We start from the raw sequence: 21,661 nt of genomic DNA on the forward strand, positions 1-21,661 counted from the left end.
GCTTACCCTCCGAACAGACGGCTAAAGGTACGTTTCAGCAAGCCCTGCCCGCGGGCTTCGATCCCGATAAGATCCTGGCTCAACTCACGTAGGGCGACGGTGACAGAGGCGCGTGGCGCATGGAACTCCAGTGGCACTCCGGTGTTCTGACTTTCACTGACCACTGCATAGTCATTTGGCAGTTTCTGCGGATCAGTGCAGCGCAGTGCCTCGGCAATATCCTTGAGGCTGACCGGCGAGGCCTTGTTATAGCGGTTGACCACCACCTGCAGGCGATCACCCTGCACCCCCAGGTCGTCACGCAGGATGCGCGTCAGACGGGTGCCGTCCTTCAAATGGCTGAGACTCTGCTGCACCACGATGTAGATCTGGTCGGCTTGCTCCAGGGGGACGCCGGTGAGGTGGTCGATTTGCCGCGGCAAATCCACCACCACCCAGTCATAGGTGCTGCGTGCCAGACGCAGCAGGGTTTCCAACTGTTCCAGGAGCACGTCCTGCGACAGGAACAGCTCTCCGGCACGCCCCCCGAGCACATGCAGGGTCGGACTGAAATGACTGCAAAAGCCGCGCAAGGCGACGCTGTCCAACTCCTCGACCTGCTGCAGAACGTCCACGTGGCAGTGGGCCGGCAGCACATCAAGACAGTGGGCCACGCTGCCGAACTGAAGGTCCAGATCCAGTAACAGGGTTCTGCCGCCACGGATACTGAGCTGATGGGCCAGATTACAGGCCAGCATGGTGGCACCGGAGCCACCCTTGGCATTCATCACCGCAATCAGTTTTCCATCTGTCTTTTGCCCCGCCTGAGCCTCCATGAACATACGGCCGAGTGCCGCCAGCAACTCGTCTGGCGCCACCGGCTCGGGCAAAAAGTCCCGGGCCCCGGCCTGCATCGCCAGGCGCATACCCTCGAGCTCATCCAGAGGTCCACAAATCAGTAGAGGTGGGCGCTCCTTCGCAGGACGCAGCAACAGAGCCGCCAATTCCTCGCGCCACAAGTGGCTGACACGCAGCAAGAGGAAATCAGGCATCTGCTCCAGCCCATACAACGGATCGGTATGGCCATTGCTCACCAGCCGCGTACTCACCAGCAGGCTGGGCAGACGTTGGCTCAACGTTTTCAGATGGTTCAAGGCGGCAGCGTCACGACTACTGATCAGCAGGCGCATGCCCTGCTTGTGGGTAGCGGTGGCGATGGGGGCGTCCCTGGTATTCAACATGGCGTAATCTCCGGAGTTACTGCCGTTTCGGGTTGACGGCCGAGGCTTTCATAAGGTGCATTCGGCCACCAGGGCATGGTTTCCTACAACTTATAGGGCTTTCACCACAGTGACCTCGGTACCGCGAATGACGGTGATGCCAGCACTGCCGCTGCGGTGCAGTACGAGTTTTGGAGGTGGCGGCAGTTTCTTGAGCACTGCAACCGTTTCAGCGATCACCGGTTTTTTCTGATTATCCAGCGGGTTGCGCAGGGCCAGTTGCAGCTTTCCTTCAGTCATCCCCTTGACCAGAATGACCGTTTGCTCTGGAGTCATCTCCAGTGTCACCGCGCGTACCACCACCGGCTGGGTCTTGTCGGTGCTGGCAGTCTGGTCCACCGCCAGTACGCGCAGATCTTCCAGAATGGTTTCGGCCTGGGCAGTACTGTTGCTACCCGTCTGTTTGGTGGCCAGCACGTCGACCCGATTACCCGGCAACAGGAACCCCCCCACACCGACCACATCGTCCACCCGCACCGAAATGGCACGCATATTAGGTTCGATCAGCGAGGCCAGGGTGCTGCCACCGAGGTGTTCGGCCAGGCGCGCGCCGCGCAGGATGTCGCCGCGCAGCATGGAGAAAGTGGCGATCTTGCCCACCACCTTGTCGGTGGCATCGAAAGCATCGTCAGGCACCGTGTCCTTGGGCATCCGCACCAGCGTGACCTGCTGGGCCTCGACCATCTGCCCGAAAGAAATCTCCACCGTGGCCACCACCACATTCTGCTGGTTGTCGTCCGGACGGGCATTGAGCCGGTTGCTCAACCAGATGTTGGCCATCCATGCTGCGCCCAGGCCCAGGATCAGGGACAAGGCAATCAGGGTGAAAGTACGAGAACTCATGTTGGTATCTCCTTATCCAAGAAAGTCGAGTTGGACGAAGTAGTTGTGCCATGCCCACTCCAGCTCAGGCGGCGACAGCGGCCCGGAGCCACCCAGGTAACGCTGGCGGTCGAGCGCCATGCTCAACAGGTCGCGGGGATGGCAAGGCACCAGAGGCATGTTTTCCGTTTCGTAGAGTTCCTTCAGCACATAGCGCAACAGCACCGGGTCAAAAGGGACACCCAGCCGCTCGGTTTCCTGACGCCAGATTCGTTCGTAATCATCGGGATGCAGGTAGCCGAATTGCAGTTTGTAGCCAATCCGCCGCAGAAACGCCTCATCGGCCAGCTCCAACGGGTTGAGGTTGGTGGAGAACACCAGGATCAGATCGAACGGCAGCTCACAGTGCCGCCCACCGCCGAGGTTGAGGAAGTCACGCTTCTCCTCCATCGGCACGATCCAGCGATTCAACAGTTCCGCCGGGGCCACACGCTGGCGGCCCATGTCGTCGATGATGAACAGGCCATTACTGGCCTTGAGCTGCAAAGGTGCCTGGTACTGGCGAGTGAAGGGGTCGTAGCGAACGTCCAGCTGTTCCATGCTCAATTCACCGCCGGTGATGACGATCGGTCGTTTACAGCAGACTAGTCGACGATCAATCCCTTCGTTGAGCAGCAGACTGTTCTGCTGTTCGACATCATCCAGGCGCTGGTGTATCTGGGGATCGAAGATCTCGATCACCGCGTCGTTGATCGCGATGGCGTAGGGCACCCAGATGGCATCGGCAAACAGGCGGATCAGCCGGCTGCTGACATAAGTCTTGCCGGTACCCGCCGGCCCGTAAATCATGATCGCGCGCCCGGAGTTCAGCGCCACACCCAGCTGATCGAGCATGCTATCGGCGAGTACCACGGCGCCGAAAGCGCCATGCATGTCGCGCGAGGTGATGCGACCATGGTGGATGGTTTGCACTTTGAGCAGGGAGCGGTAGGCACTCACCGGATAGGGTGCCGCACCGATATAGCCGCTGCGCGACAGGGCATCGCGGGCAGCGCTGCGACCGCGCTCCGTCAGGCCGTAGCGCAGTGCCTGGCCACCAGTCTGGCCGAGTACCTCGACACGACCATCCTTGCGCAAGAAGGCCAGAATTTCTTCCAGTACCGCGCCAGTCAGCGCCAGGCGCTCCACCAGTCGCGACAGGTCCAGCACACCGGCATCGTGCAGATGCTTGCAGACCAGATCACCGAGAAAGTTGTCCGCCAGGCCGGTCTCACTGATAGTGCGCGGCTGCGGAGCCAACTGCTGCACCGCTTCCCGCTCGTTGGGGTAGGCGTTGCTGTCGCCGATGGTGTACATAGTGTTCTCCCGAACTACTGACCTTAGGACAGCCAGAAGACGCTGATCAAAGTGCCGAGCAGGATCGCGACCGAATAGGGGAAAGGCTTGCCTGCCACTTCATCCGCTGCCGGCGCAAAATAGGCCTGAGCTCTTAACATCAGCCAGTAGCGCCCGAAGGTCTGCTGCAGCTGGCCACGCACCAATACAATCAATAACCCGCACAGACCACCGGCTATCAGGCTGAAAAGCGCAGCCCAGAGTGCGTCGTGCGGAGTGAGAAAGGCGCCTGCCATGGCCATCAGCTTGACATCTCCGGCGGCCATCCCCCCCAGGGCGTACATCGGGAGAAATACGGCGAAACCGGCCAGCATGCCCAGCAATCCATCACCCAGCCCGGTTATTCCTGAGGAGTAAACCTGACCGGCCACCCCCAAACCCAGACCCAACAAAACCAATAAGTTAGGAATGCGGTGGCGACGCAGATCACTCACCACCGCCACTCCCAGCAGCCCTAGTAGCAAAACAGTACCCACCAGCTGCTCCGTGGACATCGCATCATCTCCCTACCGTGAGTTATCGTTATCAGCACGCGCCAGCAACAATGGCATTACACAGCCCCCTGACCCTGGTATCCACTGCTCCTCCAAGAAGCGTGAATGCCGTGACAACGACTGCCGTAATCAACCCACCCGCCACCGCGTATTCCACAATAGTCAGGCCATCTTCGTCTTTGACGAACTTCAGTACCGAAGTATTGATTGCTTGGAGAGTCATTTCGCTCACTTCCTGCAGCCATACCGCCCAAAACGTACATCGGCAGAAACAGCGCGCAACTGATCAAGGTGCCAAGTAGCCCTAGCAACAAAACAGTAGCAACCAGCTGCGCCTGAACATCACCGTATCGGCCTGCCGTGAGTTATCGTTATCAGCACGCAGCACCACCAATTGCGGTACACAGCGCCCTGACCTTGAGATTCACGGCGCCTCCAAGAGCAGTGAACGCTGCGACAACTAATGCCGTAATCAACCCGCCCGCCACGGCGTATTCCACGATGGTCAGGCCATCTTCGTCTTTGACGAACTTAAGCACCGAAGTCTTGATTGTTTGCAGATTCATTTTGCCCACCTCATTTGAGTGTTGAGTGTTGTTCCTCAAAGACGGTGCGTAGTGCACTGCCTGGTTCAAACCTTAGTTGGGAGGGTCATAGAAGGGTTAGGAGTTTTTTGTCGATCATCAGGACTTTTTTGCTGGGCGGCCGCAAAAACTGAGTGCAACACCTGACCATTTCGGTACGGTGTTGCCCCTATGTCCTATCACGAACTCAGCATCGAAGGACGCGAGCTGCGAAACGGCAGAGCAACACCAGTGGGACGATGGCTGCGCGGTTGATGACGAAATGGCGCTTCGGGCGTATTCGGTGGCGCATGTCTGTCGGTTGCTGGGTATCAGCCGATCCAGTTTCTACGAGGCCAACAAGCGTAATGAGGGCGCTCAGCGACTTTATGAGGCTCAAGGCTACGTTCGAGATACTGGCTATTACATCTATTACCTCGATTTGGCATAGCGTGTCCGAGTTTCGCGTCCATTTATGCGGCAGCAACTCAGCAATCTCACTCGCCTGTCCTGGTTATGGCCGCAAAAAAGTTTTAGTGATCGGCAAAAAAGTCCTAACCCATCTGTTGCCCGTTGACTAGGGTTCAGACAAGCAGTGCATGAAGCAAACTCCCTGATTACATGAGGAAGTCATTGATGAACAATGATTCCGTGCAGATGTTCAAGCGAATAGCGTGGGCTAATGAAGTTTTTCACGGCGGACAGTGACGTGGGGAGGGGACATGATGAATACCAAGCACGAAACCGGTACGACGGTTGTGGAGTTCACACTCGTACTCCCGTTGCTGCTGATGCTCCTCTTTGGGATCATCCAGTTTGGCTGGCTGTTCTACAACTACGCCGTGTTAACAAGTGCAGCGTCGACTGGGGCACGTCTATTGGCCACCCAGCGTGGTTATGCCACCCCGTACTCAGACACTAAAGACGCGGTACTTTCGGCTGCGGGAGTCATCGCGCCTTTAGCAAGCCTGAATAAGACGTTGACTATCAACGTATCCGTGAATGGAGCGTTGTGCCAGAGCGACGCCGCCTGCGCCACCGCTCTGGGCACGGCCAGCCAGGCCCCCGCTGTCGGCACACAAGCCAGTATTTCTCTTAGTTACCTGTTCGCTCCGATACTTGGTGGCTCATTAGGCAGCCTCGCGTTAATCGTGCCCTCGAGCTTGAATGCGACAATGTCGGAGCTTGTGCAATAACCGGCAGTCTTTGAGTCGTAACCGCCACACTGGGCCACACCTAGCAAAAACGGTGTGACGTTTGAGCTATGAGGGCATCGGTGACGAACACCATGCCAAGTTGGGGACGATCATGATGCGAAAGATGCAAAAAGGCATAGCCGCCGTCGAGTTCTCCATCGTGGCCCCATTGCTCATTTTATTACTCATCTGTCTTGCGGAGTTTGGCTGGTTGCTCGTTAACAGCGTGATGGTCATGAATGTCGCGTCGTCAGGCGCGCGCTTCTTCGCAAGCCAGCGCGGGACAACCACCCCATACACGGACACCAAAACGCAGATACAGAAATCGGCGGCCTACTTGACCGTAGCGAATCTGTCGTACTCGACTTCCGTGGGGAACGCCTCATGCAGCGCTGACGATACTTGCGCGGTCGGCCTGAACAATGCAGTGCTGAAAGGGGCAGTCACTAATGCCACGGTAACGGTGACGTACTCCCCTTATAAGCCCCTTCTCGTATGGTCTTTTCCCGGTATTACGAACCTGCTCCCTTCGTCACTGAGCTTCACAGTCGTAGAGCGAGCGCAGTGAACACTCCTTATCAAATCCCTCAACTCAAGGAGTACACCATCATGTCAAGAATTTCTGACCGGCAGCAGACCATGGGCCACCAACGTGGCGCCGTGGTTATCTTGGTAGCCCTCTCGATGGCCGTCCTGCTGGGGTTTGTCGCCCTGAGCGTCGATGCTGGCTACGTTCTCTACAATCAGAAGCGCCTACAGGCCGCCACTGATGCTGCCGCGCTGGCCGGAGCCGCCGACCTTTGGAACAGTCCGTTTGCAACGGCGCAAACGAATGCCGCAGCGTACTCCGCCGGACAGGGGAATAACACGTTGCCTTCCAACGTCACAGTGTCGCCGGCCAGCATCACAGGTCTGCAATTGGTAAATGCTCAGTTGCCCGCAGCCGGAGCAGTCTCGAAATTCAATGGTATCCAGGTAGTACAGCAAGCCACGGTGCAGCTCTACTTTGCCCAAGTACTTGGTGTCGCTTCAATGCAAATTACCGCTACCTCGAAGGCTGTAGTCGGCGGCGGAGCCGTGCCAACCAAATACAATGTCATTATTTTGCTCGACACGACAGGATCGATGAATACCACCGACGCTAATTGCCTGGGGGCAAATAATAAGCCAATGACCCGACTCCAATGTGCCCAGCAGGCGGCAATCACACTCATAAACAACTTGACGAACGCTGGCGATAACGTTGGTTTGATGACATACCCACCGCTCGCAGGAAGCGGAACAAATACCAACTTTTCATGCGGCTCGAAGCAATCTATAGCCAGCAGTTACTCGGCTGTGGCGCAGGGAGTTGTAACGAACGGCGCCACCTATCAAGTATCCGGGCTCAGTTCCGGCTTTCTCAAAAACGGCCAAGTCAACACGACTTCAAGCATCGCGCAGGCGCTAGGGATAGGCGGCTGCAGCGGCATCCAGGCAATTGGCGGTTTAGGCACGTATTTTACTCAGGCGATTTTTTCCGCGCAGGCAGCCTTGCTGAGCATGTCACAAGGGCAGTCGCCGCCCGGGCAAAACGTGATCGTCCTGTTGAGCGACGGCGACGCATCTTCATCGCAAAGTCAACTAGGCAACACCTACAAAAGCCAATATGGATCGGAATGCAAGGCGGCCGTTACTGCAGCAAATACCGTCAAGCAGACCAGTACGCTGATTTATAGCGTGGCCTATATCGGTGGCGGTTCCACTTCGGCGCCGTGCAGTGACGGTAGTAGCGATTTGACGCCTTGCAACACCATGCAACAGATCGCAACAGGCCCCTCCTATTTTTTCTCTGACACTTGCCCGAACGCAGCCGGGGGGAACGTCAACCTGAATACGGCATTCAAAACCATCTCATACGCGCTGACAAAACCGCGACTGATCCCGCCAAATGCGATGTAACGTTCGACTACGGCATTGCCGGCAGGGCTAGCGCTTCGATTTCAAATGTCCAATTGAAGTCATGGGCCAAGTGATGCAAGAGGCCATGGTTAGGCGGCATGATGCCCCGGCTTCAATTCAATAACCGTGTTGCACTCAGCTCCTGCAACCGCCCTGTCATTACCACGACAACAAAAACAGCAGGAGCACCGCCTGAAACGGCAGCGGGAAACGTAAGAAAAGGAATAACTTACGAATAGCTTTGCAACTAACTCGCAAGCGACGAGCGGTCGACTCCAGGCACATCGAAAAAAGTAAGGACGTACACGAAATTATGGCCTCTCAGCAAGGTATAGAACGTAACTGACTATCGACAGGGTTTCTTATCAGGATTTGATCCTTCGTACTGATAGCACAGTGACAATACTGCTGAACTCATGAGCGCGCACAGGGCACAGAGATAAGGAAATGAAGCCAGACTTGGTTAGAAAACCATCCCTTTTATGGCTAGACCTCACCCGTGATCGATCGTCTGAAGAACTGATCGCACAATTCCGCTCAGACTGCGATTGCCGACTGGCGAAAGACGCCACCCTGTCCAAGCGGGATCATGACCCACAACCGGACATGATCTGCATGCATTTTGATCGCCCCGACATGCCGGGCCTCAGCCTGTTGCTGGAGATCAAACGGACCACCCCCTCCATCCCGATCGCCATGTTCACCGTACAGCACTCGGAAGAACTGGCCGTGTGGGCGATGCGCTCTCGTGTCTGGGAGTACATAGTGTTGCCGCTCTCGACCGCCGAGAAGAGCCGTTTTCTACATACCCTGAAGCAGCTTTGCGAGCTGCGTCGTAGCACTGATGGCCACGGCAAGAAACAGCTGATCGAGCACAGCCCGACCCTGCCGGACAGTATCCGGCTGACTGCAGAACACCAGAAGCACCAGGCGCTCAGTAAGGTGATGCTGTACATCGACCACCATTTTCGGGACAGCATCGATCAGAAGGAACTGGCGCAGCGCTGCGGCATGACAGCATTTCGCTTCAGCCGTCTGTTCAAGGAGGTGAACGGCCTTGGCTTCATGGACTACATCCTGGGCAAGCGCATGGACTACGCCAAGGAGCTGCTCGACAACAGCCAGATGCCCATCACCAGCATCGGATACGAGGTCGGTTTCAAGGACCCATCCTACTTCGCCCGAGCCTTCAAGCAACTCGCCGGCTGCACACCCAGCGAATACCGACTGGCGCGCCGCAGCGAAGTGCCTGTAGCAGCGCTGGCACTGGATGAAGAACTGTCAGAGGTAGTCGACAGCCTGCTGCGTCGTCTCGAGGCCTGACGCGCTCAATGTCACGCACGGTGCGAAAGATCATTGCCAATCGTTCCAAGAACAATTGGAACAGATCGATAACAAAACGTGGACGCAAAAAAAAAGCCGTAAAGCCTCATTTGCATGGGCCTTACAGCTTTATAAATACGTCGACATAAAAAGTGGTGGGTCGTGTGGGATTCGAACCTACGACCAATTGGTTAAAAGCCAACTGCTCTACCAACTGAGCTAACGACCCGACGTGGCGCGTATATTACTGATTTCTATGAGTAATTCAACACCTAACTGAAATTATTTCAAAAATAGTGCGTTGGGTCGGCTACAGCGGCCGCTGCAAAGCCTTCTGCGCGCAAACGACAGCTGTCACATTTGCCGCATGCACGGCCCTGATCATCAGCCTGATAGCACGATACCGTCAGCCCGTAATCAACCCCGAGCCGCATACCCGCCTTGACGATATCGGCCTTGCTCAGGTTCTGCAGGGGCGCCTGAATTCTGAAACCCTCCCCCTCCACACCGGCCTTGGTCGCCAGATTGGCCATGCGCTCGAACGCTTCGATGAACTCAGGGCGGCAGTCTGGATAACCGGAGTAATCCACCGCATTGACGCCGATAAAGATATCCCGCGCGCCCAATACTTCTGCCCAGCCCAATGCCAGCGAGAGAAAGACGGTATTGCGCGCCGGCACGTAGGTCACCGGTATGCCTTCGCTCGGAGACTCCGGGACGGCGATGGAGCTGTCCGTCAACGCCGAACCACCGATGCCGTTCAGATTAATCCCGATCACCTTATGCTCGACCACGCCCAGATCGCGAGCGACGCGCGCCGCTGCATCCAGCTCGGCGCGGTGCCGCTGGCCATAGTCGAAGCTCATGGTGTAGCAGGCATAGCCATCGGCACGCGCCATCGCCACCACAGTGGCCGAATCCAGGCCACCGGACAGCAGAATTACCGCTCTTTTCTCTGTCATCGCTTTTTCACTCATATAAGCTCACTCATTTCAGCGCCCCGGCTCATCGTCCCAGAGGATTTTATGCAGCTGCATTTGCAGGCGGACCGGCAAGTTGTCGGCAACGATCCAGTCAGCCAGATCCCGCGCTTTCAAATCATGATGGCTCGGCGAGAACAATACTTCGCCAGCGCGTCGATCCAGACCGTACTGAATCAGCTTGGACACCGCCCAGTCATAGTCTTCACGCGAGCAAATCACAAACTTGACCTGATCGTTAGGTGTCAACAGCTCGATGTTTTCGTAACGATTACGCGCGGCTTCTTTGGAGCCAGGCGTTTTCAGATCGACAACACGACTGACCCGCGGATCAACCGCCGAGATATCCAAAGCACCACTGGTTTCCAATGACACTTGATAACCGGCATCACACAGACGCTTAAGCAGAGGGATCGCGTTGGGCTGAGCCAAGGGCTCACCCCCGGTCACGCAAACATAACGCGGACGGTAACTGGCCACTTGTTCAAGGATCGCGTCCAGGGCCTGAATGCTGCCGCCGCTGAATGCGTAAGCGCTGTCGCAATACTGACAGCGCAAGGGGCAGCCTGTGAGACGCACAAATACAGTGGGCAAGCCCGCTGTGCGCGTTTCACCCTGCAAGGAGTAAAAAACTTCGGTGATTCGTAGTGTGTCTTGCATATGAGCCACGGGCGTAATAGCTAAACAGGCCATCCGCCTCCGTTAGGCACTTCAACGAACCTGCATTCGCATGATCCAGAGAAGCGTATGTATTACCGGAATTTCGGGTGCCAGATTCTAACGAAAAAAGCCGCGACAAGCGCGGCTTTCTTTAATCGGTTGTCAAATTGACCCAGCGGCCCGCGCATTACATGTGCTGCAGATCCCGTTGTGCCAACTGCGCAGCGGAAGTGCCCGGGTATTGGGAGACAACCTGTTGCAAGATGCCTTTGACCTTGTCCATATGACCAAGACGGCGTTCAACATCTGCAAGCTTGTACAGCGAGTCCGGCACCTTGGCGTGCTTAGGGTACAGCTGACTCACTTTGGCGAAAGCCTGACCAGCACCTTGCAGGTCACCTTTGGCCAGATTCACTTCACCCAACCAGTACTGGGCATTGCCCGCGTATTGGCTGTTCGGGTACTTGCGCAGGAAAGCCGTGAAGGCCTGACTGGCTCTGTCGAAATCCTTGGCTTTAATCAGGTCGAAGGCAGCGTCGTAATAGACCTTTTCCTTCGCCGGATCGCCAGGTTCCGCGTTTGCCGCCGGAGCCTGCGCTGCAGGTGCCGTAGGCGTACCACCGGCGTTTATATCGCCGCTGGGTTGAGAATTGTCGGTAGCTGCCGCAGCAGGTGCGCCGCCAGCTCCAATGCGTTTGTCGAGTTCTTGATAACGCTCCAGCGCTTCCTGTTTCATTTGCTGGATATCGTTTTGCTGAACCTCGACCATACCGCGCAAGCGCGCGATTTCGTCCTGCATCTGTTGCAACTGCATGAACAGCTGACCCTGTGCCGAGGCAGGGGTCGCAACCCCTCCCCCGGCATAGGCGCCGGACGTGCCATAACCCGCTGGCGGATAACTGTTGCTGCTACCAGAGCCAGAATTGTCATCGACCACAGGAACCGCACCCCACGCTACAAGCGGAAGGGTGAGAGCCAAAACGGTTAAAGCACGACGGCACGTTCGCATGTCAAATTACTTACGCAGTTCGACGCGACGGTTTTGAGCCCAGGATTGCTCGTCGTTGCCGGTAGCAACTGGACGCTCTTCACCGTAGGAAACCAGTTCCAGCTGAGCTGGGGAAACGCCTTGCAGTACCAGGTAGCGCTGAACGGCTTTCGCACGACGCTCGCCCAGTGCCATGTTGTACTCACGAGTACCACGTTCGTCGGTGTTGCCTTCCAGAACGACTTTAGCGCCGTTAGCTTTCAGGTCCTTCGCGTGAACGTCCAGGGAGCGCATGGCTTCTGGCTTCAGGTCCGAACTGTCGTATTCGAAGTAGAAAGTAGTGATTGCGCGCAGAGCAGCTTCTTCGCCCATGCTGCCATCAACAGCACCAGTGTTGGCGCCGTAACCAGCGTTTGGATCTACAGCAGCGCCTTGACCAGCGTTATCGCCGCCCTTGGACGAGCAACCTACAGCTACAGCCATGGCCAGAGCCAATGCAGCAAATTTACCAAACTTCAGCATTTCCATCGTGAAACTCCTAATGAACCCCAAGTGTATTAAGCAAAACGTGTAGCGCCGCGTCAGTTCAGGTAAGGGGACCAGGAAGGTTCTCTGACTTCGCCTTGAGCGGTAGGAAGCGGGAGCCTTACGCGTCCATTGATGGACACGAGCATCAAGACTCCCCGGCCCTGCTGGCGGGTGGCGTAGATTACCATGGTGCCGTTGGGCGCGACAGTAGGCGACTCATCAAGGTTGCTGTCTGTGAGGATTTTTACGGTACCGCGTTGTAAATCCTGCACTGCCACCTTGAAGTTTGTGAAGCCGTCCTGACGGTGAACCATTACCAACGTCTTTTCATCGGCCGACAATTTAGGGTTGGCGTTGTAGTTACCGATAAAGGTCACACGCTCGGCGTTGCCACCGTTGATGCTGGTTTTGTAGACCTGCGGCTTGCCACCACGGTCAGATGTGAAATAGATGGTCGAACCATCCTTGCCGAAGAACGGTTCGGTATTGATCGACGAATCATTGGTTACCCGACTCAATTGACGCGAGGCCAGGTTCATCACGTAGATTTCCGGGCTGCCATCTTTGGAAAGCACGAATGCCAGCTTGTTGCCATCTGGAGACCATGCAGGCGCGCCATTGAGGCCTTCAAAGTTGGTGATCTGCTCACGGCGACCGGTGTCGATATGCTGGATGAAGATACGCGGACGCTTCTGCTCGAACGACACATAAGCGATGCGCTTGCCATCCGGTGCAAAACGCGGCGACAGGATCGGCTCGCGCGATTGCAACAGGGTCACTGCACGCGCGCCGTCGTAATCCGAGCGTTGCAGGGTGAAGCGAGTGTTATTGACCGAGAAGCGTTCGGCGGTGACGTACAACATGCGCGTGGAGAAGGCACCCTTGATACCGGTGAGTTTCTCGAACGCCTGGTCGGCGATGTAGTGCGCCATGTCCCGCAGTTGATCGGTCGTGCCAGACACGTTACCGGTCAGCACTTGCTGCTCGGTCGCCACGTTGAACAAGGCGTACTGGATCTGCAGACGACCGCCCGAAGGAACGATACTGCCCACCATCAAGTACTGCGCACCGAGTGCTTTCCAGTCGCGGTAGATGACCTCACTGGCCTGGGTCGGCAAGCTGATCATGTTCTGCTTGGGGATCGGCGAGTAATAGCCCGAGTTACGCAGGTCATTGCTGATGATGTCCGCCATGTCCTCCGGCAAGACGTTGCCGCCCTGCAACCCGAAAGGTACAACGGCAATCGGAGTGGCACGGTCACTGCCACTTGTGACCATGATGTTTTTTTCCTCTGCAGCAACCATTCCCGCTGCACAGCAGAGAACAATAAGCAGTCCTCGAAGAATGTTAATCACAAGGCTAGATCCTCTGGTGTGAATGTCATCTTGAATGAACGATAGGGTTGGAAATCGCTCGGCTTCAGACCCTGCATTTCGGTCAAACGACCAATGTTTTTAACGGCCGCCACTGCCGAACTGTCGTAAGACCCGTCGCCACTGGACTTGGCGACACTGACCGAAGTCACCGTACCATCCGGCAACATATTGATCTGTAGTACCACTTTCATGCCCTTGCGCGCCGACGGTGGACGAGCCCAACCTTCGGCAGCACGCGCACGAATCAGATCATCGAAGTTGCCCGCCGTTTGATCGCCCTGCTCCTCTGCCAGCGCCTGCTGCCGTTCCGTTTTATCGGAAAGCAATTCGGCCAAAGCTTGCGCCTTCTTGTCGTCAGCAGATTTACGTGCAGCTTCTGTTGCCTTTTTAGCGGCATCGGCAGTCGCTTTTTTCTTGGCGTCGTCGGTGGCTTTCTTCTTCGCGTCGTCAACAGCCTGCTTCTTCGCATCTTCCACGGCTTTCTTCTTCGCGTCGTCGGCAGCCTGCTTCTTGGCATCTTCGGCCGCGGCTTTCTTCGCGTCCTCTTCAGCCTTTTTCTTCGCGTCTTCTTCGGCTTTCTTCTTGGCTATATCAGCCAATTGTTTCTCTTCGACCTTTTTGGCGTCAGCAGCTTTTTTGGCATCGTCAGCTTTCTTGGCGTCATCGGCTTTTTTGGCCTGGTCTGCCTTCGTCGCTTCTTCAGCTTTTTGCTCTTCGGCCTTTTGAGCCGCATCTTCTTTCTTTTGTTCCGCAGCTTTCACAGCTTCCTGTTTTTGCTGCTCGATTTTTTTCTGTTCCATCTGCTCGACTTCAGTCTGTCGCGCAGCGGTTTTTTGTGCCTCACCGGCAATTTTCTGATTGGTCTGGGTCGTCGCCCGGCTTTTAGACTTCAGCTGGTACAGGGTGGCCTGAACGATCGGCTTGGCTTCCGGCAGATCCGGGGTCATGGCAAAGCTGACGAAGAGCATGCCAAATATCAGGAGGTGCAACGACACAGCCCAGACACTGGGCCAGAAGTAGCTTTCCGAGGCGGACGGCTCTCGCTGTTGGTGCATCAGGGCGCCTCGGTAATCAAGCCAACATTACCGACCCCTGCTTTCTGCAGCCCGCCCATTGCGCCCATTACAGAGCCGTAATCCACGGTTTTGTCGCCACGGATAAAGACCTGGGTCTGCTTGCCACCCTCACGACCGGCAGCGATGATTTTGCTCACCGCGCTGGTCATCTGGGGCAAGGTCATGGCCTTGTCCTGCTGTTTGTCGGTATCGACTTCGCTGCCAAGGTTCCAGTAATAGGTCTTGTCAGACTTGATCGAAATGGTCAGGACCTGGGTGTTGTTGTCCTGCGGCAAAGCCTCGCTGGAGACTTTGGGCAGGTCGACTTTCACGCCCTGATTGAGCATCGGCGCGGTGACCATGAAAATGACCAGCAGTACCAGCATCACGTCGATGTAAGGCACCACGTTCATTTCGGCAACCGGCTTGCGTTTGCGGCGAACTCGAGCGATTAAAGCCATTAAGGATTACCTGCTCACTCTTCGCTGGTGTGCACTTTACGGTGCAGGATCGCCTGGAACTCATCGGCGAACGTGTAGTAACGGCTGATCAACAGTTCGCCGCGAGCAGCGAAACGGTTGTAGGCGATTACTGCCGGGATAGCGGCGAACAGACCAATAGCGGTCGCAACCAGGGCTTCGGAAATACCTGGTGCAACAGATGCCAGGGTGGCTTGCTGAGAGGTAGCCAGACCACGGAAGGAGTTCATGATCCCCCACACAGTACCGAACAAACCGATGTAGGGGCTGGTAGAGCCAACAGTCGCCAGGAAGGGCAAGCTTTGCTCCAGCTTTTCTTCCTCACGGGAAATCGCCACACGCATGGCCCGAGCCACACCTTCCATGACCGCATCAGGATCGACACCTGCCTGCTGACGCAGACGGGAGAACTCCTTGAAGCCCGCGCGGAAGATTTGCTCAACGCCCGCATCAGGGTCTGGATTGCTCCCGGCCTGACGGTACAGTTTGGACAGATCGATACCTGACCAGAAGCGCTCTTCAAAGCTCTCCAGCGCACGACGACCTGCGCGCAGCAGATTGCTGCGCTGAAAAATCATGATCCATGAAGTGACTGAAGCAGCCACCAGGATCAGCATTACCAACTGAACAACGACGCTGGCATTGCTGACCATGCTCCACATGGAGGAATGGTCGACGACGTTAGCTTCCACGCTTTATCTCCTGCTCTAAATGTGTACCCGCGCCGCTCTGGCCGGCAAAGGCCGCACGCAAAGCTTCGGGAATGGCCCGGGGTTTCAAACTATCGGCGCGCACACACGCCACCAAGAACTGCCCCTCACAAAGCAGCGTTTCATCCGCAGCCCGCCTGATCTGTTGATGGAATCGCAGGCTGGCGCGGTTCAATTCAATGACTTCAGCGCTTATCAATAGCTCGTCATCCAATCGCGCCGGCTTGTGATAGCGCGCCTCGCTGGAATGCACGACGAACAACAGGTTCTCCCCTGCAAGCTGCGACTGGGCAAAGCCCAACTCCCGTAGCCGCTCGGTTCGAGCCCGCTCCATGAATTTCAAATAATTAACGTAGTAAACGATGCCGCCAGCATCGGTGTCCTCGTAATAAACGCGACAGCGATGTGCGAACGACTGAACCCCGTTTTGCGCGCGCATACTCTAGTGCTTACTCCTCAGGTTGCCAATCCGCCAGGCAACTGTTTTTCATTTGTTTTACCGCTTATTGCCGGTCAGATCGGCGCGTTAGCCTGTCAGACCACCAAAACCCCGAATAAATCAGTGCCTTGTGCTTTTAATTAATCGTCCGCGTCATCGACAAAATCGCTGGCGACCGGCATTTCCCCCATTCTCGACGGAATGTTCAAACCAAAATGCAGGTAGGCGTGCCGGGTCACGACACGTCCACGAGGGGTACGCATGATATAGCCTTGTTGAATCAAATAGGGCTCGAGTACGTCTTCAATGGTGTGTCGCTCTTCGCTGATCGCCGCAGCGAGACTGTCAACACCCACCGGGCCGCCGTCGAATTTCTCGATCATGGTCAGCAGCAGACGTCGGTCCTGATGGTCGAAACCACGCTCATCGACGTCCAGTAGATTCAGCGCCAGATCGGCAATCGGCTTGGTGATATGGCCGTTTGCGCGAACTTCTGCAAAGTCGCGCACCCGGCGCAGCAGACGGTTGGCGATACGTGGTGTGCCCCGAGCGCGACGGGCGATTTCAAAAGCGCCTTCACCCTCGATCGGCAGCCCCAGAATACCGGCCGAACGCGTGACGATGGTGGTCAGGTCAGCGGTGTTGTAGAACTCCAGACGCTGAACGATGCCGAACCGATCACGCAGCGGGTTGGTCAACATCCCCGCGCGCGTGGTCGCGCCCACCAGCGTAAACGGTGGCAGATCAAGCTTGATCGAGCGTGCCGCAGGGCCTTCGCCGATCATGATGTCGAGCTGGAAATCCTCCATCGCCGGGTACAGCACTTCTTCGACGATGGGCGAAAGCCGGTGAATCTCATCGATGAACAGCACGTCGTTGGGTTCAAGATTGGTCAATATCGCCGCCAGATCACCGGGGCGCTCCAGCACCGGGCCTGACGTGCTCTTGATGGAGACCCCCATTTCCTGGGCGATGATATGGGCCAGCGTGGTCTTGCCCAAGCCTGGCGGCCCGAAAATCAAGGTGTGGTCCAGCGCTTCGCTACGTCCGCGCGCAGCCTGGATGAACAACTCCATCTGCTCGCGCACGATGGGCTGGCCAATATAATCGGCCAGGCTCAGCGGACGGATCGCACGATCCAGTTGCTCGTCACGGTCGCGGCCAGTGGCGGTTATCAGGCGGTCAGCGTCGATCACTTAAGCCATTCCCTTCAAAGCACGTCGAATCAGGTCTTCACTGCTCAAGTCTTTTTCCTTGATCGCGGAAACCGCTTTACTGGCCTCCTGAGGTTTGTAGCCCAGGGAAATCAGCGCACTGACCGCATCGGTTTCAGCCGTCGCCACGGGCGCAGCGGAGTTCGGCCCGCTGGAGACCAGGGTGAAGGTGCCTGGCAAGGACTCCCAGGCCTTGAAGCGATCCTTGAGTTCGACCAGCAAGCGCTCGGCGGTTTTCTTGCCAACCCCCGGAATCCGGGTCAAGGCCGAGGTGTCCTGCGCCTGAACACAGCGGACCAATTCATCCACTTCAAGGCCGGACATCAGCGCCAATGCCAGTTTCGGACCGACACCGTTGAGGCGGATCAGCTCACGAAACAGCTCGCGCTCGCGTTTTTCGAAAAAACCGTAAAGCAGGTGCGCATCCTCACGAACCACCAGATGGGTGTGCAAGGTCACCGGTTCGCCCACATGAGGCAGCCGATACAGGGTGGTCATGGGCACTTCCAGCTCATAGCCGATACCGTTGACATCCAGAATCAGGTGCGGCGGATGTTTTTCAGCCAAAAAGCCGCGTAACCGTCCAATCACGTATCAAATCCTTTCTCGTGGCCAGTCACACGCATGACGCTGGCACAAATAATGGTCGCCATCATTACAGGAGTGACGAGACCTGCAAGCTAAAAAGTTGAAGCGGATGATGCTATCAGAGACGCAGCCGACCACCGCGACTGCGTGCGGTATTCAAGCCGTGCGGTATCAGGCTGGAGCGCGTGTGTGCGTGACACAAGGCGATAGCCAGGGCGTCGGAGGCATCGACCTGAGGTTTCTGGGTCAGCTTGAGCAAATGCATGACCATCATCATCACCTGCTCTTTATTGGCGCCGCCGGTCCCGGCCACGGCCTGCTTGACCTGGGTCGCGGTGTACTCGGCGATTTCCAGACTCTCTTCAGCGCCAGCCACGATGGCCGCGCCACGCGCTTGACCGAGCTTGAGCGCGGAGTCGGCGTTACGCGCCATAAACACTTTTTCGATACCCATGGTCACCGGACCGTACGTCTGAATGACCTCTCGCACACCACGATACACAATCTGCAAACGCTCATGTAGCTCACCGCTGCCGGTACGAATGCAGCCCGAAGCCACGTACACACAGCCGCGACCGGTGTCCCGCACCACGCCATAGCCGGTGATTCGCGAACCGGGGTCGATACCAAGAATAAGAGTCATAACGCCTGCAGCTTAAGAAGTGACGCACACAATTGAACGCAGCATAAAGGCAGAAGCCGGAGGCCGATAGCGACGTGAGTGACACCGCTCCGTACTTCCGGCTTCAAGTAATGCGCCAGCTGAAAGAAATCAGCCGAGCTGTTCCAGGACCTCGTCGGGAATCTCCGCGTTGGAATAGACGTTTTGCACGTCATCCAGGTCTTCTAGCATGTCGATCAGCTTGAGCACCTTTTCAGCAGTGTCCAGATCGAGCACGGCGCTGGTCGTCGGCAACATGACGATTTCCGCATCGACTGCCTTAAAACCCGCAGCGTCCAGCGCATTACGCACCGCGTAGAAACCCGCAAAGGACGTGAACACGTCGATGGAGCCATCTTCATGGGTAACCACATCATCGGCGTCCGCCTCCATCGCGGCCTCCATGATGGCGTCCTCATCAACACCCGCCGCGAAGGAAATCTGCCCTTTTCGATCGAACAGATAGGCGACCGAACCATCCGTACCGAGGTTACCGCCACACTTGGTAAAGGCATGGCGAACGGCGGCGGCAGTACGATTGCGGTTGTCGGTCATGGTTTCGACCATGATCGCCACACCACCCGGACCGTAACCTTCGTAACCCAGCTCTTCAACATCGTCACCCTCTGCCGCACCGGCGCCACGAGCGACGGCGCGATCAATGGTGTCACGCGTCATGTTGGCGCCCAACGCCTTATCCAGTGCCAGACGCAACCGCGGGTTAGAGCCCGGATCGCCCCCGCCTTGACGAGCGGCGACGGTCAGCTCACGGATCCACTTGGTGAAGATCTTGCCTTTCTTGGCATCCTGACGCTCTTTGCGGTGCTTGATGTTCGCCCACTTAGAATGACCTGCCATAACTCACTCCGAATTCTTCTGAAACGCTTGCACCTTCCGCCCTGCGAATGCGGGCAAAAAGCTTCAACTTAATCTGTGGCCTGACGAATAAAGGCGCATCGACAGTCCGATGCGCCCTACTCGGCTATTACTCAGCCTTTGGCTGTTCGCGCAGGCGGATGTGCAGCTCACGCAATTGCTTGGCATCGACAACGCCAGGAGCCTGGGTCATGACGTCCGCAGCGCTCTGGGTTTTCGGGAACGCGATCACTTCACGGATCGATTGAGCGCCGGTCATCAACATCACCAGACGGTCCAGACCGAAAGCCAGACCACCATGCGGTGGTGCGCCGTACTTCAGGGCGTCGAGCAGGAAGCCGAACTTCTCTTGCTGTTCGTCTTCGTTGATGCCCAACAGACGGAAGACCGCTTGTTGCATTTCCTTGCGGTGGATACGGATCGAACCGCCGCCCAACTCGGTACCATTGAGGACCATGTCGTAAGCGCGGGACAACGCCGTAGCCGGGCTGGCTTCGAGCTCTTCAGGGCTGCATTTGGGTGCAGTGAACGGGTGATGCAGCGCGTTGAAGCTGCCGTCGTCGTTTTCTTCGAACATCGGGAAGTCGACGACCCACATCGGGGCCCACTCGCAGGTGTGCAGTTTCAGGTCGTTACCAATCTTGATCCGCAGCGCGCCAAGGGCTTCGCTAACGATCTTGGATTTGTCCGCACCAAAGAACACGATGTCGCCATCGACGGCGCCAACGCGATCCAGGATCACATTGAGGTTTTCCTCAGGGATGAACTTGACGATCGGAGACTGCAGGCCGTCAGCGCCTTTGGCACGTTCGTTGACCTTGATGTAAGCCAGGCCTTTGGCGCCGTAGATGCTGACGAACTTGGTGTAGTCGTCGATCTGGCTACGCGGCATGCTTGCCGCACCCGGTACACGCAGGGCTGCGACACGACCTTTGGGGTCGTTGGCCGGACCACTGAACACCTTGAATTCCACGGCGTTGAGTTGATCGGCAACGTCGACCAGCTCCAGCGGGTTACGCAGGTCCGGCTTGTCGGAACCATAACGACGCATGGCTTCGGCGAAGGTCATGTGTGGGAAATCGCCGAACTCCAGGTCCAGCACTTCCTTGAACAACTGACGAATCATCTTCTCGGTGATACCGATGATGTCTGCTTCATTCAGGAAGCTGGTCTCGATGTCGATCTGGGTGAATTCCGGCTGGCGGTCAGCACGCAGGTCTTCATCGCGGAAGCACTTGGCAATCTGGTAGTAACGATCGAAGCCAGCGACCATCAGCAACTGCTTGAACAACTGCGGTGATTGCGGTAAGGCGAAGAAACTGCCTGGGTGGGTGCGGCTCGGCACCAGGTAGTCGCGAGCGCCCTCAGGCGTGGCACGGGTCAGAATCGGCGTCTCGACATCGAGGAAGCCGTTTTCATCCAGGTAACGACGGATGCTGGTGGTGACGCGCGAACGCAGACGCAGCTTTTCAGCCATTTCCGGACGGCGCAGATCGATGAAGCGATAACGCAGGCGCGTTTCTTCGCCGACGTCGGAGAATTCGTTCAGCGGGAACGGCGGCGTTTCCGACTCGTTCAGCACTTCGAGCTCGTAGCCCAGTACTTCGATGGCGCCGGACGCCATGTTCGCGTTTACCGCGCCGGCGGGACGTGCACGCACCTTACCGGTGATCTTGATCACATATTCGCTGCGCACGCGATCGGCGGCAGCAAAGGTGTCAGCGCGATCAGGGTCAAACACCACCTGAGCCAGACCTTCACGATCACGGATATCGAGGAAAATTACCCCGCCATGATCACGACGGCGGTGGACCCATCCGCAAAGGGTAATTTCCTGACCTTCCAGGCTCTCGTTCAGTTGGCCGCAATAATGGCTGCGCATCATGATGGTGTTTTCACTTCTCGTAATTCGAAATTCGGTGGAGCTCTCGCCCTTCGCTTGCGCTCAATAGTGCAAGAACCCTGGCGTGCAGTTCAACCCGACGGCCTGCGCCCCGTAGTAAGGCGGGGGATTATATAGGGTTAATTGACGCTGTGCAGCCGCCCGAACTGATCGCGACAACATAAGTGCGCCCCATCTGACGAGAGCCCCGCCAGAGGCCCACGACCGCTCA

Annotated in this window: 24 protein-coding genes and 1 tRNA gene; 4 read left to right on the forward strand and 21 right to left on the reverse strand. The window is 56.8% G+C overall.

Translation table 11 applies throughout. From position 1 onward, the window contains the following. Positions 1 to 2: 2 nt before the first annotated feature. The 6 genes from AC1MEE_RS18370 to AC1MEE_RS18395 form a co-directional block, all read right to left on the reverse strand. Positions 3 to 1,220: an AAA family ATPase gene (locus AC1MEE_RS18370; protein WP_480411012.1), complete on the reverse strand. Its 1,218-nt coding sequence runs from the start codon at positions 1,218 to 1,220 to the stop codon at positions 3 to 5. A 90-nt stretch (positions 1,221 to 1,310) separates the two neighbouring features. Continuing rightward, a complete protein-coding gene (gene cpaB / locus AC1MEE_RS18375; RefSeq protein ID WP_480411013.1) occupies positions 1,311 to 2,102 on the reverse strand; it encodes a Flp pilus assembly protein CpaB in 792 nt (263 codons plus the stop codon). Between the two features lie 12 nt (positions 2,103 to 2,114). Beyond that, positions 2,115 to 3,437 carry an AAA family ATPase gene (locus AC1MEE_RS18380; protein ID WP_480411014.1) on the reverse strand — a complete coding sequence of 441 codons (1,323 nt, stop codon included), beginning with the start codon at positions 3,435 to 3,437 and terminating at the stop codon, positions 2,115 to 2,117. A 23-nt stretch (positions 3,438 to 3,460) separates the two neighbouring features. After that, positions 3,461 to 3,970, reverse strand: a complete 510-nt coding sequence (locus tag AC1MEE_RS18385) for an A24 family peptidase (RefSeq protein ID WP_480411015.1) — start codon at positions 3,968 to 3,970, stop codon at positions 3,461 to 3,463. 31 nt (positions 3,971 to 4,001) lie between these two features. Beyond that, positions 4,002 to 4,193: a Flp family type IVb pilin gene (locus tag AC1MEE_RS18390; RefSeq protein ID WP_480411016.1), complete on the reverse strand. Its 192-nt coding sequence runs from the start codon at positions 4,191 to 4,193 to the stop codon at positions 4,002 to 4,004. A 151-nt stretch (positions 4,194 to 4,344) separates the two neighbouring features. Then, complete coding sequence (locus AC1MEE_RS18395) at positions 4,345 to 4,536, reverse strand: Flp family type IVb pilin (protein WP_480411017.1); 192 nt, start codon at positions 4,534 to 4,536, stop codon at positions 4,345 to 4,347. A 719-nt stretch (positions 4,537 to 5,255) separates the two neighbouring features. Between AC1MEE_RS18395 and AC1MEE_RS18400 the strand changes: the two genes are divergently transcribed. The 4 genes from AC1MEE_RS18400 (at position 5,256) to AC1MEE_RS18415 (ending at position 8,993) form a co-directional block, all read left to right on the forward strand. Beyond that, positions 5,256 to 5,729 (forward strand): TadE/TadG family type IV pilus assembly protein, encoded by a 474-nt coding sequence (locus AC1MEE_RS18400; protein ID WP_480411018.1) that lies wholly within the window; start codon positions 5,256 to 5,258, stop codon positions 5,727 to 5,729. A gap of 61 nt (positions 5,730 to 5,790) precedes the next feature. Further along, the gene (locus AC1MEE_RS18405; RefSeq protein ID WP_480411019.1) at positions 5,791 to 6,297 is read left to right on the forward strand and encodes a TadE/TadG family type IV pilus assembly protein; all 507 of its coding nucleotides are present in this window, start codon (positions 5,791 to 5,793) and stop codon (positions 6,295 to 6,297) included. 41 nt (positions 6,298 to 6,338) lie between these two features. Beyond that, positions 6,339 to 7,670, forward strand: a complete 1,332-nt coding sequence (locus AC1MEE_RS18410) for a vWA domain-containing protein (protein ID WP_480411020.1) — start codon at positions 6,339 to 6,341, stop codon at positions 7,668 to 7,670. A 447-nt stretch (positions 7,671 to 8,117) separates the two neighbouring features. Then, the gene (locus tag AC1MEE_RS18415) at positions 8,118 to 8,993 is read left to right on the forward strand and encodes a response regulator transcription factor (RefSeq protein WP_480411021.1); all 876 of its coding nucleotides are present in this window, start codon (positions 8,118 to 8,120) and stop codon (positions 8,991 to 8,993) included. A 153-nt stretch (positions 8,994 to 9,146) separates the two neighbouring features. Here AC1MEE_RS18415 and AC1MEE_RS18420 read toward each other — a convergent pair. From AC1MEE_RS18420 to aspS, 15 genes are all read right to left on the reverse strand, one after another. Beyond that, positions 9,147 to 9,222: transfer RNA gene (locus AC1MEE_RS18420), tRNA-Lys, on the reverse strand. Between the two features lie 58 nt (positions 9,223 to 9,280). Next, entirely contained in the window at positions 9,281 to 9,955 is a 675-nt protein-coding gene (gene queC, locus AC1MEE_RS18425) for a 7-cyano-7-deazaguanine synthase QueC (protein WP_480416265.1), read from the reverse strand. Between the two features lie 30 nt (positions 9,956 to 9,985). Further along, a complete protein-coding gene (queE, locus tag AC1MEE_RS18430; protein ID WP_480411022.1) occupies positions 9,986 to 10,633 on the reverse strand; it encodes a 7-carboxy-7-deazaguanine synthase QueE in 648 nt (215 codons plus the stop codon). A 187-nt stretch (positions 10,634 to 10,820) separates the two neighbouring features. Then, a complete protein-coding gene (gene ybgF / locus AC1MEE_RS18435) occupies positions 10,821 to 11,642 on the reverse strand; it encodes a tol-pal system protein YbgF (RefSeq protein WP_480411023.1) in 822 nt (273 codons plus the stop codon). Positions 11,643 to 11,648: 6 nt separating this feature from the next. Continuing rightward, positions 11,649 to 12,149, reverse strand: a complete 501-nt coding sequence (pal, locus tag AC1MEE_RS18440; protein WP_480411024.1) for a peptidoglycan-associated lipoprotein Pal — start codon at positions 12,147 to 12,149, stop codon at positions 11,649 to 11,651. A 53-nt stretch (positions 12,150 to 12,202) separates the two neighbouring features. Beyond that, complete coding sequence (gene tolB / locus AC1MEE_RS18445; protein WP_480411025.1) at positions 12,203 to 13,453, reverse strand: Tol-Pal system beta propeller repeat protein TolB; 1,251 nt, start codon at positions 13,451 to 13,453, stop codon at positions 12,203 to 12,205. A gap of 47 nt (positions 13,454 to 13,500) precedes the next feature. Beyond that, entirely contained in the window at positions 13,501 to 14,580 is a 1,080-nt protein-coding gene (gene tolA, locus AC1MEE_RS18450) for a cell envelope integrity protein TolA (protein WP_480411026.1), read from the reverse strand. Continuing rightward, a complete protein-coding gene (gene tolR, locus AC1MEE_RS18455; RefSeq protein WP_480416266.1) occupies positions 14,580 to 15,032 on the reverse strand; it encodes a protein TolR in 453 nt (150 codons plus the stop codon). Before tolR ends, tolA begins: the two co-directional genes overlap by 1 nt. Before the next feature lie 23 nt (positions 15,033 to 15,055). Continuing rightward, positions 15,056 to 15,751, reverse strand: a complete 696-nt coding sequence (gene tolQ / locus AC1MEE_RS18460) for a protein TolQ (RefSeq protein WP_480411027.1) — start codon at positions 15,749 to 15,751, stop codon at positions 15,056 to 15,058. Then, positions 15,741 to 16,208, reverse strand: coding sequence for a tol-pal system-associated acyl-CoA thioesterase (gene ybgC, locus AC1MEE_RS18465; protein ID WP_480411028.1), 468 nt, complete (start codon positions 16,206 to 16,208; stop codon positions 15,741 to 15,743). Before ybgC ends, tolQ begins: the two co-directional genes overlap by 11 nt. A gap of 140 nt (positions 16,209 to 16,348) precedes the next feature. Continuing rightward, entirely contained in the window at positions 16,349 to 17,404 is a 1,056-nt protein-coding gene (gene ruvB / locus AC1MEE_RS18470; RefSeq protein WP_480411029.1) for a Holliday junction branch migration DNA helicase RuvB, read from the reverse strand. Continuing rightward, positions 17,405 to 18,013, reverse strand: coding sequence for a Holliday junction branch migration protein RuvA (gene ruvA / locus AC1MEE_RS18475; protein WP_480411030.1), 609 nt, complete (start codon positions 18,011 to 18,013; stop codon positions 17,405 to 17,407). A gap of 115 nt (positions 18,014 to 18,128) precedes the next feature. Continuing rightward, entirely contained in the window at positions 18,129 to 18,653 is a 525-nt protein-coding gene (gene ruvC, locus AC1MEE_RS18480; protein WP_480411031.1) for a crossover junction endodeoxyribonuclease RuvC, read from the reverse strand. A gap of 129 nt (positions 18,654 to 18,782) precedes the next feature. Continuing rightward, complete coding sequence (locus AC1MEE_RS18485) at positions 18,783 to 19,529, reverse strand: YebC/PmpR family DNA-binding transcriptional regulator (protein WP_480411032.1); 747 nt, start codon at positions 19,527 to 19,529, stop codon at positions 18,783 to 18,785. Positions 19,530 to 19,656: 127 nt separating this feature from the next. Beyond that, positions 19,657 to 21,432, reverse strand: a complete 1,776-nt coding sequence (gene aspS / locus AC1MEE_RS18490) for an aspartate--tRNA ligase (protein WP_480411033.1) — start codon at positions 21,430 to 21,432, stop codon at positions 19,657 to 19,659. Positions 21,433 to 21,661 lie beyond the last annotated feature (229 nt).

This window comes from Pseudomonas sp. ASL3 (assembly GCF_056680425.1).

What these genes read in the sequence shown, in the direction of transcription:
- AC1MEE_RS18370 (WP_480411012.1), bottom strand. Translation starts at nt 1,220, where the DNA reads ATGTTGAATACCAGGGACGCCCCCATCGCCACCGCTACCCACAAGCAG.
- cpaB (WP_480411013.1), bottom strand. Translation starts at nt 2,102, where the DNA reads ATGAGTTCTCGTACTTTCACCCTGATTGCCTTGTCCCTGATCCTGGGC.
- AC1MEE_RS18380 (WP_480411014.1), bottom strand. Translation starts at nt 3,437, where the DNA reads ATGTACACCATCGGCGACAGCAACGCCTACCCCAACGAGCGGGAAGCG.
- AC1MEE_RS18385 (WP_480411015.1), bottom strand. Translation starts at nt 3,970, where the DNA reads ATGTCCACGGAGCAGCTGGTGGGTACTGTTTTGCTACTAGGGCTGCTG.
- AC1MEE_RS18390 (WP_480411016.1), bottom strand. Translation starts at nt 4,193, where the DNA reads ATGACTCTCCAAGCAATCAATACTTCGGTACTGAAGTTCGTCAAAGAC.
- AC1MEE_RS18395 (WP_480411017.1), bottom strand. Translation starts at nt 4,536, where the DNA reads ATGAATCTGCAAACAATCAAGACTTCGGTGCTTAAGTTCGTCAAAGAC.
- AC1MEE_RS18400 (WP_480411018.1), top strand. Translation starts at nt 5,256, where the DNA reads ATGATGAATACCAAGCACGAAACCGGTACGACGGTTGTGGAGTTCACA.
- AC1MEE_RS18410 (WP_480411020.1), top strand. Translation starts at nt 6,339, where the DNA reads ATGTCAAGAATTTCTGACCGGCAGCAGACCATGGGCCACCAACGTGGC.
- AC1MEE_RS18415 (WP_480411021.1), top strand. Translation starts at nt 8,118, where the DNA reads ATGAAGCCAGACTTGGTTAGAAAACCATCCCTTTTATGGCTAGACCTC.
- queC (WP_480416265.1), bottom strand. Translation starts at nt 9,955, where the DNA reads ATGACAGAGAAAAGAGCGGTAATTCTGCTGTCCGGTGGCCTGGATTCG.
- queE (WP_480411022.1), bottom strand. Translation starts at nt 10,633, where the DNA reads ATGCAAGACACACTACGAATCACCGAAGTTTTTTACTCCTTGCAGGGT.
- ybgF (WP_480411023.1), bottom strand. Translation starts at nt 11,642, where the DNA reads ATGCGAACGTGCCGTCGTGCTTTAACCGTTTTGGCTCTCACCCTTCCG.
- pal (WP_480411024.1), bottom strand. Translation starts at nt 12,149, where the DNA reads ATGGAAATGCTGAAGTTTGGTAAATTTGCTGCATTGGCTCTGGCCATG.
- tolB (WP_480411025.1), bottom strand. Translation starts at nt 13,453, where the DNA reads ATGGTTGCTGCAGAGGAAAAAAACATCATGGTCACAAGTGGCAGTGAC.
- tolA (WP_480411026.1), bottom strand. Translation starts at nt 14,580, where the DNA reads ATGCACCAACAGCGAGAGCCGTCCGCCTCGGAAAGCTACTTCTGGCCC.
- ybgC (WP_480411028.1), bottom strand. Translation starts at nt 16,208, where the DNA reads ATGCGCGCGCAAAACGGGGTTCAGTCGTTCGCACATCGCTGTCGCGTT.
- ruvC (WP_480411031.1), bottom strand. Translation starts at nt 18,653, where the DNA reads ATGACTCTTATTCTTGGTATCGACCCCGGTTCGCGAATCACCGGCTAT.
- AC1MEE_RS18485 (WP_480411032.1), bottom strand. Translation starts at nt 19,529, where the DNA reads ATGGCAGGTCATTCTAAGTGGGCGAACATCAAGCACCGCAAAGAGCGT.
- aspS (WP_480411033.1), bottom strand. Translation starts at nt 21,432, where the DNA reads ATGATGCGCAGCCATTATTGCGGCCAACTGAACGAGAGCCTGGAAGGT.